At 74.4% G+C, this 12,688-nt stretch carries 9 protein-coding genes; 2 read left to right on the forward strand and 7 right to left on the reverse strand.

Annotation, left to right across the window (positions count from 1 at the left end; genetic code table 11):
- Nucleotides 1–475: 475 nt before the first annotated feature.
- Nucleotides 476–3,340 (reverse strand): BTAD domain-containing putative transcriptional regulator, encoded by a 2,865-nt coding sequence (locus AB0M93_RS03795; RefSeq protein ID WP_364268051.1) that lies wholly within the window; start codon nucleotides 3,338–3,340, stop codon nucleotides 476–478.
- A gap of 177 nt (nucleotides 3,341–3,517) precedes the next feature.
- On the opposite strand from AB0M93_RS03795, the gene AB0M93_RS03800 reads away from it, so the two are divergent.
- Nucleotides 3,518–4,228 (forward strand): hypothetical protein, encoded by a 711-nt coding sequence (locus AB0M93_RS03800; RefSeq protein ID WP_364268053.1) that lies wholly within the window; start codon nucleotides 3,518–3,520, stop codon nucleotides 4,226–4,228.
- A gap of 171 nt (nucleotides 4,229–4,399) precedes the next feature.
- The gene (locus tag AB0M93_RS03805; protein ID WP_364268054.1) at nucleotides 4,400–4,645 is read left to right on the forward strand and encodes an ATP F0F1 synthase subunit C; all 246 of its coding nucleotides are present in this window, start codon (nucleotides 4,400–4,402) and stop codon (nucleotides 4,643–4,645) included.
- A gap of 59 nt (nucleotides 4,646–4,704) precedes the next feature.
- Here the strand turns inward: AB0M93_RS03805 and AB0M93_RS03810 are convergent, their stop codons facing one another.
- The 6 genes from AB0M93_RS03810 to AB0M93_RS03835 all read right to left on the reverse strand — a co-directional run bounded on the left by AB0M93_RS03810 (nucleotide 4,705) and on the right by AB0M93_RS03835 (nucleotide 12,641).
- Complete coding sequence (locus tag AB0M93_RS03810) at nucleotides 4,705–7,248, reverse strand: CHAT domain-containing protein (RefSeq protein WP_364268056.1); 2,544 nt, start codon at nucleotides 7,246–7,248, stop codon at nucleotides 4,705–4,707.
- The gene (locus AB0M93_RS03815; protein ID WP_364268058.1) at nucleotides 7,245–7,712 is read right to left on the reverse strand and encodes a hypothetical protein; all 468 of its coding nucleotides are present in this window, start codon (nucleotides 7,710–7,712) and stop codon (nucleotides 7,245–7,247) included. Before AB0M93_RS03815 ends, AB0M93_RS03810 begins: the two co-directional genes overlap by 4 nt.
- Nucleotides 7,709–8,302 (reverse strand): sigma-70 family RNA polymerase sigma factor, encoded by a 594-nt coding sequence (locus AB0M93_RS03820; RefSeq protein WP_364268060.1) that lies wholly within the window; start codon nucleotides 8,300–8,302, stop codon nucleotides 7,709–7,711. Before AB0M93_RS03820 ends, AB0M93_RS03815 begins: the two co-directional genes overlap by 4 nt.
- Nucleotides 8,299–9,906 carry a S8 family serine peptidase gene (locus tag AB0M93_RS03825; protein WP_364268062.1) on the reverse strand — a complete coding sequence of 536 codons (1,608 nt, stop codon included), beginning with the start codon at nucleotides 9,904–9,906 and terminating at the stop codon, nucleotides 8,299–8,301. The genes AB0M93_RS03820 and AB0M93_RS03825 overlap by 4 nt, the downstream gene beginning before the upstream one ends.
- A gap of 298 nt (nucleotides 9,907–10,204) precedes the next feature.
- Nucleotides 10,205–11,140, reverse strand: coding sequence for an NAD(P)-dependent oxidoreductase (locus AB0M93_RS03830; protein ID WP_364268064.1), 936 nt, complete (start codon nucleotides 11,138–11,140; stop codon nucleotides 10,205–10,207).
- 58 nt (nucleotides 11,141–11,198) lie between these two features.
- Nucleotides 11,199–12,641, reverse strand: coding sequence for a hypothetical protein (locus AB0M93_RS03835; RefSeq protein WP_364268066.1), 1,443 nt, complete (start codon nucleotides 12,639–12,641; stop codon nucleotides 11,199–11,201).
- Between the last annotated feature and the right edge of the window lie 47 nt (nucleotides 12,642–12,688).

A 12,688-nucleotide genomic window follows, 5' to 3' on the forward strand; every position in this document is an offset into this window, starting at 1 on the left:
GCCTAACTCGTCAGTAGTGTCGCCAGGTGGACGGGTTGAGTATGGATGTATTCGGACATTGCCCGGCATGGTGGTGTTAGCACCACCATTAAAAGTGGTGCCAGCACTCCGACAGCCGGATGTGATCTACGCAGGTAGGGCGGCCGGGCTCGGCGCCCGGGCTTGCACGGCTGGTCGCGGCGTCATTACACCGTGGGCGCAGGGTGATCATCCGGTTGCGCTCGCGGACGGCCCGGCCGGTGGCCGGGCCCGGCGCGACCCCGGCGGCGCTCCCCGTCGCCGCTCCGCCGAAGACCGCCGGCCGGGTGCGGGCCGGCCCGGCATTCGGCGCGGGAAAGCCCATTCCGGAGCGGGTCCGAGGTGAAAATCCGGCCGTGGTATAGGTGACTGTTATTAGTCTGAAACTTATTCAGGTTTCATTGTCGACTTTGCATCCGGGTGCTTCGCCGGTATTCGGCCGCGAGGGGAACTCGGGTTACTCCGGCAAAGGCCACAGGCCGAGCTTCGTGAACTGCTCGCGGACGTGCTCGTCGACCGCGTCCGGGAACTCGTCGATGAGGTCGAGCGTCCGCCGGGATTCGACCCAGGCGTCGCCCTGCCGCCCCGTCGCCGCGAGCGCACGGACGATCGCGACGTGTGCCCGCACGGAACGGGCGTGGTCGGCCCGCGACCGGCACAGGCCCACGGTCTCGCGGGCGCGGAGCAGCGCCTCGGCGAGGTCGCCGCGGTCCAGGCTGACCTCGCCGAGCTCGAGGAGGGCGGTGACGGTCTCGTCGTGGTCCGCCGGGTGGCGGGCGAAGAGGTCCACGGCCTCCCGCAGGTGCGCGGCCGCGGTGCCGGGCCGGCCCTGCCGGCGCGCGAGGAGGCCGAGCCGGAGCACGGCCCGCGCCCGCAGCCGGGGGTCCGGCAGGTGCCCGGCCGTCTCGGCCGCCGCGGTCAGGTGCCCGGCGGCGAGCGCGAGTTCGCCGCCGCGCAGCAGTTCCGCCCCGAGCTCCAGGTGGGTCCGCGCGGCCAGGCCGGGCTCGTCGAGGCCCGCGTGGATCGCCAGCGCTTCCCGCGCGTGGGCGGTGGCCGGCTCGTGCGCACCGGCTTCGCCGTGGCGGGCCGCGAGGAACAGCAGGATTTCGGCGACCCCGCGCGGATCGGCGCTCGTGCGGAACAGCGTGACCGCGAGGTGGGCCGACTTCAGCGCCGCGTCGGGGTCGCCGAGGAGGTGGTGCAGCCGGGCGAGCCCGGCGAGCGCCTCGGCCTCGCTGCCGTGGTCGCGGGCGGCGACCGCGGCGGCGCGGACCGCTTCGTGGGCGGTGAGCCAGTCCGGCAGGTCCCGGCCGGCCGCCAGGTGCGGCCGCAGGACGCGCACCAGACCGGCCACGCGGTCGAGGTGCGTGGCCGCGCCGCGGCGGACGGCCGCGCAGATACCGGCGCGTTCGCGTTCGAGCAGGTCTTCGGCGGCGGCGTACCGGTCCGGATCGCTGCCGGCGCCCGGCCGGGTGGGCGCCAGCGTTTCGGCGGCGTTCGCGGCGAGCTCGGCGAACCAGTCGAGGAGCCGGGCCTGGGCCAGCGCGCGGACGTCGGCCGGATCGACCTTGACGGCCAGCCGCTCGCCGGCCGCCCGCGTCACCGCGTCCATCGTGTACCGGTCGTCCTGGACGCTCATCAGGTGCACCGCGCACAACCTGCCCAGGTGGGCTCGGGTGGTGTCGGCGTCGGTGCCGTCCAGCGCGGTCGCGGCGGCCAGGCCGAGGGCCGGCTCGCTGTGCGGGCTCAGGGTGCGGAAGGTGCGGGCGGCGCCCGCGTCGAGGCTGTCGTAGGACCACAGGATCGACGCCAGCAGCGTCCGGGTGTCGGCTTCGCCGGCCAGGAGCAGGTCCTCGGGGCCGGGCAGCCGGTCCGGGGCGGTGCCGGTCAGCGTGTCGGCGAGCAGCCGGATCGCCCGCGGCAGCCCGCCGGTCAGCCGGGTCGCGGCCTCGGCGGTCAGCAGGTGGGCTTCCGGCGTGAGGGCCGTCAGCAGTTTCGCCGTCTCGGCGGCGGTGAACCGCCCGACCTCCAGCCGGTACGCGCCGTGGTGGTTGACGAGGTCGGTGAGGCGGTGCCGGCTGGTCACGATCACGACGGCGTGCGCGCTGCCCGGCAGCAGCGGGATCACCTGGTCCGAGCTGCGGGCGTTGTCGAGGAAGAGGAGCACCCGGCGCCCGGCCAGCATGCTGCGGAACAGGGAGCTCCGCTGCGTCGGCGACGCGGGGACGGCCCCCACCGCGACACCGAGGGATTCCAGCAGTTCGGCGAGGACGCTGTCCGGGGCCCGGGCGGGGGCGGCGGCGTAGCCGGAGAGGTCGGCGTAGAGCCGGCCGTGCGGGAACCGGTCCTGCACGGCGTGGCCCCAGCGGAGCCCGAGTTCGGTCTTCCCGACGCCGACCGGGCCGGTGAGCACCACGACCAGCGTCGACGTCGGGCCGTTGACGTGCGCGCGCATCAGGCGCTGGTCCAGCTCGGCGAGCGGGCCGGCCCGGCCGACGAACTCGCTGACCGTCGGCGGCAGCTGCGCCGGCGGGATGGCGCGCAACGCCGCCTGCGTCCGGCTGTGGTCGGCCGGGGTGCGCACGTCGCGGGCCTGCAGCAACCGGCGGTGCTGGTCCTGCAGCTCGCGGGGCGGGCCGGTGCCGAAGGACTGGGCACAGCGGTCGTAGATCTGCCGCCAGCAGGTGTCGAATTCTTCGTAGCGCCCGAGGCCGTCGAGCGCGGCCAGCCGCAGCGCGGCGAACGTCGTGTCGTGTTCGTGCCCCTCCACGACCTCGCCCAGCCGGTCGAGGACCTCCTGGTGGTGGCCCCGGCCGAGCTCGATCGTGCAGAGGGCCTGGTAGCCGGGCAGGCGTTCGCGGTCTTCGAGGTCTTCCCGCCGGCTCTCCATCCACCGCGTGCCGAGGCCGTGCACCACCTCGCCCCGCCACAGGCCGAGCGCTTCGCGCAGAGCGTCCGCCGCGGCGTCCGGATCGCCGGCGTCGCGGGCCGCGCGGGCCGCCCGGACCAGGTCCTGGAACCGGGCGTAGTCGAGCTCGTCCGGGCCCGCGACGAACCGGTAACCGCCGTCCTGCGTGAGGATCCGCGCCTGGGCGCCGGCCCGGCGCAGCGTCGCGCGCAGCCGGCTGAGGTAGGCGTGCAGGTCCTTCTTCGCCTGCTGCGGCGGATCGTCCCAGAGCGCGTCGATCACCGTCCGGACGCTGACCACCCGGTCGTGGTGCAGCGCCAGCACGCCGAGCAGGAACCGTTCTTTCGCGCGGGCGACGCGGACCTGCTGCTCGCCGGCCCGCAGTTCCACCGGGCCCAGGATGCGGAACTCCATCGGGTTTCCTCGTCACCCCCGACAGTGCCGGCCAGGACGCGATGACGTGCACCCTAGCGCCCGGATGCCGCCGGAGACCGCGGCTGTCAAGGAACTGTCCAGTGACCGGCAACCGAAGTGTCAACCACCCGGACGCAGGATCGGTTCCTTGACAGCCGGCCCAGCGGAGGTGGCCAGATGCCGAAACCAGATGCGGCGCAGACGTGTGGCGGTGAGGGGTGCCGCAGGCGGGGGTGGTGGCGCCGGCTGCGGCAGCCGGCTCACGGCCGCGAACCGGCGGTGCACCGGACGATCCTCGCCGTCGACGTCGAGGGATTCTCGGCGCCGGGCCGGACCAACGCGGACCGGCTCGCGATCCGCGCCGGGCTGTACGAAGCGGTCCAGCGCGCCCTGGTCACCTCCGGTGTGGTCTGGGGCGACTGTCACCACGCCGATCTCGGTGACGGCATCCTCGTGCTGGCCCCGGCTGGCTACCCCAAGGCGATCTTCGGCGAGCGGGTGCCACCGGCCCTCGCGGCGGCCCTGACCGACCACAATGGACACAACCGGCCGGCCCGCCGGATCCGCCTCCGCATGGCCCTGCACGCCGGCGAAGTCAGCCACGACGCCCACGGCGCGACGGGACAGGCGATCGTCCACGCGTTCCGGTTGCTGGATTCTCCGGCGGTGAAGCAGGCGCTGGCGCGCTCGCCGGGCTGCCTCGCGCTGATCGCCTCGGCGTGGTTCTTCGACGAGGTCATCCGCCAGAGCGCGCTCAGCGGACCGGAGCGGTACGCCCGGGTCTTCGTGCATGTGAAGGAGACCAGCGCACAGGCGTGGATCCGCGAGGACGTATCGCGACCGGATTTCCCCGGCGGCGCCGGATTCGGCGTGATATCCTTGTGGTGACCGGATCCCTCGAATACCGGCCGGTCGCTTCCCTTCCGACGAGATCTGCCCGCTTCGACGACAGCCGCCGAATTCCGACGTCTTCGCCCAGCCCTGATCCCTTGTCCGGTGAACACCCGAGCCGCTGCTCCACGCGAGCGTGCGCGTGGACCGAAGTGAAGGGGAATGTCCATGACCGAAACCATTTTCGCCCAGGCGGCCGACCTCAACCAGGGTCTCGCGGCCATCGGCTACGGACTGGCGGCGATCGGCCCGGGAATCGGCGTCGGCCTCATCTTCGCCGCCGTCATCAACGGAACCGCCCGCCAGCCGGAAGCGAGCGGGAAACTGCAGACGATCGGGTATTCGACGTTCGTGCTGACCGAGGTGCTCGCCCTGATCGGCATCGTCGTCTATTTCATGGCGTCCCTTTCCTGAGGAATCGGGCGGCACGCGCCCGGCCCGGCCGGGCGCGTGCTTCCGTCCGATGAGGACTGTCACGCGCCGCCGAAACACACGAACGGCGTCAGCGGCTCACCCCGGGTCGCGTCGGCCAGGGCGCGCGGCGCCCGCACTCCGCGCACCACCGACCGGTGGTACGCGTACATCACCTCGACCGCCGCCTGGTCGTCGACGCGGGCCACGCTGGAAACCACCGTGTGGCTGCCCGAATACAGCAGCGCGGCGGTGAAGCCGAGGAACTCGTCGCCCGGGCGGACCACCGAACGGCCGACGTCGCAGGCCGACAGCACCACATGCCGCGGTGCCGTCTCGAGCTGGTGGACGTCGTAGGCCATCAGCGGGCCGTCCGCGAGGTCCAGGCGGGAGAACAGGACGTTCTCCGGTTCGTGGTGGCCGTGCGCCGCGAAGTGCACGATCGTCGCGTCCCCGAGTGCGCCCAACGTCGCGGCCACCGTGGCCCGCGCGCCCGTCAGCAGGGTGCCTTCCGGGTACACGGCGGAAATCCGGCTCGCTTCGGCGGGTGCGTGGTCGAGCGCGGGGCCCGCGACGACCAGGACGTGCCCGGCGGCCGGGCCGGCCGAGCCGCGGCGGGCCGCGTGCCAGGCCGACGGCGACGGGCTCACCGTCACCGGCCTGCCCCGCAGCGGGGGCAGCAGGCCCCACGGGACCGTCGACAGCGGCGCGTTCGGCACGATGACGACCTCCGCGTCGCCGATGGTGCCCGCGAGCGGGGCCAGCAGCTGCTCGGTCAGCACCGCGAGCTGCCGCTGCAGGGACGTCCGCACGACCTGGTCGATGGCGTGCGGCAGCCGTCGTCCGCACAGCGTGTCGAGGTCGCTGTGCAGCCGCGCCAGCGCTTCGGCGACCGTGGCCGGGTCGCCGAGCGCGACCAGCGCCGCCCGCCCCCTGGCGAGCACCAGCGCCTTGAAGCCGGCCCGGTCGGTCAGGAAGCTCAGCAGGACGCTGCCGGCGCGGTCCAGCTCCGCGGCGACGTCCGCGAACGACGCGCCGGCGTGGTAGCCGGTCCCGCCCCCGGTCTGCCAGTCGCGGGCGCGGATCACCCGTTCCAGCGCGAGGCACCGCCGCCGGGCCTGCGTCGCGGGCCGGCCGGCCAGCTCGGCCGTGCGTGCCTCGTGCGCGAGGTGCCGGAGCTCGGCGACGGCGTCGAGGGTGCGCTCGTCGGCGGGGGCGTGCACGGCCGGGACCTGGAACGCCCGGGCCCGCGACCGTTCCAGCCACCGGAAGACGACCTCGGGGTCCGCGGTGCCCAGCGCCGCGGCCAGCCCGGCCCGGGCGAGCTCGGCGCCCAGCGAGGCGGCCCCCGTCTGCAGGTCGAAACTGCCGAACCGGACGCGGTGCGCGTCGAGGCGGTCCAGCCCGGCCCGCGCGTTCGCGAACGCGCCCCGGCGGTCGCCGGTGGCCATCGCCAGCTCGGTCCGGGCCAGGCTGCGCACGAGGTGGCTCGTCAGCGGCGCCCCGGCGCCGAGCCGCTTCGCCAGCTGGTCCCCGGCGCGCCCGACCTCGTGCCGGGCGATGTTCGCCCGCGCCGAGAGCAGGGCCGCGGCTTCGGCGTCGTTGCGCAGCCCCAGCGCGGCCAGCTGATCGGCGAGCGCCGCCGTGGCCGCCGCCACCGCGGCCATCCGGCGGCCGGCCGCGAAGTCCGCGCGCAGGACGGTGAGCGTGGCCACCGCGGCCCAGGTTTCGTTGCCGCGGCGCCGGAAGTGCGCGCGCGCCCGCGCCGCCCACTGCCGCGCCTCCGCGGGCCGGCCGGTCGCCAGCGCCGCCCGCGCCCGCGTCAGCTCGGCCTCGGCGTGCTCCTGATCGAGCCGGGAGACGGCGAACAGGCCGAGCGCCGCGTCGAGCTCGATGGCGGCTTCGCTCGGCAGCCCGGCGGCGAGCAGCGCCCTGGCCTTGTCGACGCCCAGCGGGCCCAGCATCTCCGGGCACAGCTCGGCGTAGACCGCGCCGGCCGCGTCGAAGTCCCGCAGCGCACCCGGGATGTCGCCGGTGAGGACGCGGCACTGGCCCCGGCCGTGCCGGGCCTTGGCGACGAGCGCGCGTTCGGCCGGGTACCGGCTCCCGAGTTCCGCGCACTGGCCGAGGTCGGCCATCGCGGGCCGCACCCGTCCGGCGATCTGGTGCAGCAGCGCCCGGTTGAGCAGCGACCGCGCCAAGACCACCTCGTCGCCGGCGCGGCGCAGCAGCGGGACGGCTTCGTCCAGGTACGGCAGCGCTTCGCCCATCCGGCCGACGAGCACCAGCAGCAGGCCCCGCTGCTGCAGCAGGACCCCGCGGTCGGCCGGCGCCACCGCGGTCTCGGCGGTGTCGAGCAGCTGGAAGCCGCGCTCGCGGTGGCCGAGCACGACCTCCACGCCGGCCAGGCTGGTCAGCACCCGGGCGGCCAGCGGGTCCGGGCCGGCGCCGGGTGGCGGGCCGGCCGGCGACCACCCGAGCAGCCGCAGCGCGCCGAGCAGCAGCCGCCGCCCCGCCAGCGGCTGCCCGTTGTTGGTCGCCTCGACCGCCCGCCGTTGCAGGTCCCGGACCTGCGTGCCGAGGTCCGGGTCCGCCTCGGTCGTCACAGCTCGATGACCGGGGTGGTCACCGGCCGTCCGGCGCCGGCGGGCCGGACCGCCAGCCGGGCCGGCCCGCGGTGCGCGTCTTCGATCACGAACCGGCCCTGGTCGTCGCACCGGGTGGTCCGCGGTCCGGCCGTGGTCAGCAGTTCGACGTCGTGGGCGGCCGGCGGGGCGAGCCAGCCGTCCACCCGGACCGTGCCGGGCTCGCCGTCGGTCACGTTGACCAGCGCGGCGAACCCGTCCCGTTCGAACGTCAGCACGCGGCTGGTCCCGTCGCCGCGCGCCGAAGCGACCTCGAGCAGCACGGGCATCGACGTCAGCTCCGCCTCCAGGTTCGCCAGCTGCACCGCGAAGCGGACCCGGACGGCCAGCGACGGCGGCACCGGATCGGCGTCCGTCCACAGCTGCCGCAGCTCGGCCAGCAGGTCGTGGTCGTCCACGCCGGCCGGCCGCGGACGCCCGGTCACGGCCAGTCCCCGTCCGCGAGCAGGGACCGCAGCCGGCTCAGGCAGCGGCCCCGGGTCGGGCCGATGCTGCCCTTCTTCATCCCGAGCGCGGCGCTGACCTGGTCGTAGTCGGGCCGCGGCACGAACGCGACGATGCGCAGGAGCCGGCGGCACCGCTCGGGCAGCCGGTCGACCGCCTCCCACAGCCGCGCCCGGCGGTCCTCGGTCAGCACGTGGTGTTCCGGGCCGGGGGCGGCGTCCTCCCGGGCCGAAAACCCCCGCTCGTCGACGGGTTGCTCGGCCCGGTACCGGGCCTGGGCCCGCCACGCCTGGCGCTTGGTCACGGTGACCAGCCAGCCGGTCAGGGCGACCGGGGAGCGGATCTCCTCGAGCGAGTCCAGCAGGCGCAGCCACACGTCCTGGACGACGTCGCCACTGCGGTCCCGGTCGAGCCCCTGCGCGCGGGCGACGTGCCACAGCAGCGGCGTCAGCAGGCCGATCAGCTCGTCGAACGCCCCGCGGTCCCCGGCGCGGGCGGCGGTGAAGACCGCGGCCACCCGGTCGTGGTCGAGGGGGTGCGCCGGCGACCGGCCGGCCTCGGCAGTGCTCATGGCATCTCCGGGAGCGCCGCGCGGGCGCGCTTGACGGTCGTCTTCCGGTCCACTTTGCTCAGTGCGAGCTTCGCCTTCTGCCCGCCGACGCTCAGGAGCCGGTTCGCCACCTCGGCGGCGACCAGCGGCGTCGCGAACGACGTGCCGCTCCACACGGCGTACTCGCCGGTGAACTTGTCGGGGTCCAGCGAGGACCGGTTCAGGTTCGGGACCGTACGCTCCGGCGTCTCGGAACCGTTCGCGGCCGGCGGGTAGGTGCTCACCACGTTGACGCCGCTCGCCCACGCCGTCACGGACCGGTTTTCGTTGGAGAACAAGGCTTTGCTGCCGTCCGGGTTCAGCGCGCCGACCCCGATGACCTGGGGACCGCCGTCCGGGTCGGCGGGCCGGTCGGCCAGCGCGGCGGGCAGGAACGGCCGGTCGGTCGACTCGTTGCCCGCGGCGGCCACGACCACGACCCCGCGCCGGACCAATCCGTCGATCACCGCGATGAGCTCCGAGGTCCCCACCCATTCGTCGTAGTACCCCGCGGAGAAGGACACGACGTCGATCATCCGGCAGGGGCAGTCGTTCTCCTGCGCCTCGATCACCCGGTTCAGGATTTCGTGCAACGCCGTCAACGCGTCGCCCGAGTACCCGATCTTGTCGCTGTGCACCGCCCGGATCGCGAGCACGCGGGCCCGCGGTGCCGCCTGGCGGATGATCCCGGCGATGAAGGTGCCGTGCCCGTAGGCGTCCTCGAGCGCGCCGACGAGGGGCTCGGTGCACTCCGGGCCGTCCACGTACCCGTTGATGGGCTGGGAGGGCGGCGCGGCGCCGGCGGGGTGGTTCTTCGCGATCTCGGCCTGGATGTCCGGGGACACGGTGACGAACTCGTCGGCGAACGGGGTGTTCCCACCAGGTTCGTAGACGTCCAGCAGCGGGTGGGTGGCGTGGCCGCTGTCGACGACGGCGATCACCGGACGGCGGGCGGCGGGTGGCCGGTCCGGCGCCGCGCCGGGCAGGACCACCGGGAACCGGCCGCGGACCGACGACCGCAGCGAGCTCGTCGCCGGCGTGTCGCTGATCGCCCAGGGTTTGAGCACCATCGCGTCGTCGGTGGTGGCGATCAGGTGTTCCAGCGAGAACCGCGCCACCTCGGCGTGGGTGAGCACCGGTGCCCCGTCGGCGGCGCCCTCGTCCGGCCGGTCCTCACCGCCGGGCGGCGGGACCGAGGCCCGCAGGTGCTGCAGGGCGCGCCACGAATCGACGCTCACGACGATGCCGGCTTCCCGCGGCCGCAGCGCGACCCGGACGGGCGCCCGCTCGGGCGGGTTTTCCGGCGCTTCCGCCCGCAGATCGATCTGGCCGAGCAGGGCGTCGATCGCGCTTCTTTTCGCACCCAGGATTTCGGCCGGGATCAGCAGCACGCCCGGCCGGTAGACCGTCGGCCGGTACCGGGCGCCCGGCGCCGGCCACCCCTCGACGACGTTCAGGTCGGGGTCGAGCACCCGGCCGCCGTGCCGGTCCAGCAGTTCCGGGGAAATCGCGGGCACGAACCCGGGCGCGCCGGTGTCCGGCTCCCCGGGCCGGTGTTCATCCGGCGGATCGAATCGGACCACCATGTGTCGCTCCCTCGGGCCGGTGCGGCCGGCCTGCTGCCGAAGCCGCTGCCACGACGGGAAGGCCGGCGCGCGCCCCGGCAGATACGACTCCCCGGTCACGAAGCGGTGAACCCTCGGCCGGGATCGAGAATAACACGGGTATCGCACACCGTAATCGAGCTCACTCGACCGGTGTAAAGGCGCGAAAATCAGGTGATCAATGAAGCGGAAATGACCCGGGTGTGCGAAATCTTTTCGACGTCGAAAACAGTCCGGAAAATGCGCTCGAACGCTCGTCTCGCCCCGGCCGTGAACGAGCTCAGCGGGTGCCCGCGCCGAACTCGGCGGCGAACCCGTCGGCCGCCGACGGGAACCGGGGCCGCCAGCCCAGGCGCAACCGGGCCCGCGCGTTGTCCGCTCCGCGCAGCCGGTTCAAGAACGCCACGCCCCAGCTGCCCACGGCCGGCCGGGCGAAGGCCGCCGGGATCTTCCTCGGCGCCGGGGCGCCCAGCAGCCGGGCCAGTCCCGGCAGCCACTCGTGCAGCGGTGCCGGGTCGTCGTCGACGATGTTCAGCACCCCGGACACCAGGTCGCGGTCGACCGCCGCCACCACTGCGGCCGCTGCGTCGTCTGCGTGGGTGAAGGAGAACACCGCGTGGCCGCCGCCGGCCAGCGGCACCTTCCCCGCCCGCACCTGCCGGGTGAACGCCCCGTCGCCGGCGTAGGCCGTGCCCGGGCCGTAGAGGTGACCCAGCCGGAGCACCAGGCCGCCGGCGCGGGTGGTCAGGCGCTCCAGCTCCATCAGGGCCGCCAGCACCGGCGCGAACTGCGGGGGTGGCCCCGCCCGCCACAGCGGGGCGTCTTCGCCCGCCGGCCCGTCGTCGGGCTGGTAGCCGTAGGCCAGCCCGTGGCTGATGACGCGGGCCTCGCCGGCCGCGTCGAGCAGGTTCCGGGTGCCCTCGGTGCGCAGCCGTCCGGTCGCCGCCAGGTCCCGGGCCAGGTGTTTCGGGTCCGGCGCGGGCGGGATCGCCGTCAGCAGGTTGACCACGGCGTCCGGGGCCGCCCGCCCGACCGCCGCCCGCACGGCGTCGCGGTCGAGCGCGTCGGCCACCAAGACCTCCGCGCCGGCCGCCGCGAGCGGGGTCCGGTCGCGGCCCGGGCGGACCAGCGCCAGCACCTCGTGCCCGGCGGCGGCCAGCAACGGCACCACCCGGCCGCCGACCACGCCGGTCGCTCCCGCGACGAGAACCTTCATGACCGGAAGGGACGGGGCGCGGCCGGAGGAGGTTGACGACCTCAGCGTGTGACCTGGGTCACGACGACTGCATCAGGATGAAGTCGCCGTGCCCGCCGTAGCCGAGGACGTCTTCGGCGTACTGGGTGCCGTCGAAGGTGGGCAGCCACCACCGGTTCCCGATCCGCACGAGCATCGGGTGCGGGATGTTGGTGCCGTAGGGTGCGTTCAACGTGCCGAGTTTGCGCAGCTGCAGGTCGTACACCGGGTATTCGCGGGCGTTGCCGTCGCTGGCGAACAGGTACCACCGGCCGCCCACCCGCTGCAGGATGGTGCCTTCGGTCTGGCTGACCGACCGATCGGCGCCCAGCAGCGTCAGGCCGCGGTCGTAGTCCGCGCCCCGCGGCGCGGCCGCCAGCGCGGGGTGGAACACGAACGCCGGTTGCTGGGCCGGGCTTTCGACGAACGCGATGTGCCACCGGCCGCCGATCTTCGTCAGCGCCGGGTCCCACGAACTGACCGTCGTGGGCAGCGCCAGCTGCTCGGTGGGCAGGACGTGCACGCCCGAAAGCACGTCGTCGCGGGTGACGGTGTGGCGCACGTGGACGCCGTTGAAGGCGAAGTCGCCCCAGGAGCTCATCAGCAGGATGAACCGGTCGTCGTCGACGACGATCTGGCCGGCGTGGTCGCCGAGCACGACGCCGTCGCGCGCGAAGAACAGCGTCGCGACCTGCTCCAGCTTCGTGGGATCGGCCAGGTCGAGCGTCCACACCGCCCAGTGGGCCTGCTGGAAGAACCCGAGGCCGGCGTTGGTCATCGTCAGGTAGAGCTTGCCGTGGCGGATGTAGGGCCGACCGTCGGCGTACTGCACGACGTGCGGGTCGCGGACGCCGGCCTGGCCGTAGTAGCCGGCGCGGACCCGGCCCAGCCGGGCCGGGCCACGGCGGCCGTAGGCGTAGCCCAGCTTTCCCAGCACCGCCGGGTCGCGCAGGTCGATCCGCGCGCGGACCTGGTCGCGTTCGGTCAGCAGCGGCCGCCAGCCGGTGCCCCGGTCGGCCAGCACCGTGACGGCGTTTTCGTTGACCACCACGGCGAAGCCGAACGGCGCCCGCAGGTCGGCCGGCGCGGTCTTGACCACCGCGGTGCCGGCCGCGGTGGTGATCTCGATGGCCGCCTGCCCGGCGGTGGGGTCGTAGGTGCCGAGCACCGAAACCCCGTGGCCGGCGAGCCCGGCGACGACGGGAGCGCCCGCGTCGAGCACCTCGACGGTCACCGTTCCGTACGGCGCTTTCGGCCGGACGCCGGTCTCGACGAGCGCGCCGGGCCGGGCCGGCGTGTCGACCTGGACGAACTTCGGCGCGATCAGGTCGAACGGCCGGAACTGTTCGGTGATCGAGAACTTCAGGTCCAGCGGGCTCGTGCCGGACGCTTCGGCAGTGCCGCCGAACAGGCTCGCGGTCACGCCGGTCACCCCCAGTGCGGTGAGGGCTCGCAGCACGTCGCGTCGGTCGAAGTCGGTCACCGGTGACCTCCGGGGTGGGGACGGATCGGGCCGTGGCTTAGTTTGCA

The organism is Amycolatopsis sp. NPDC051102 (assembly GCF_040682815.1).
Lineage (GTDB): Bacteria > Actinomycetota > Actinomycetes > Mycobacteriales > Pseudonocardiaceae > Amycolatopsis.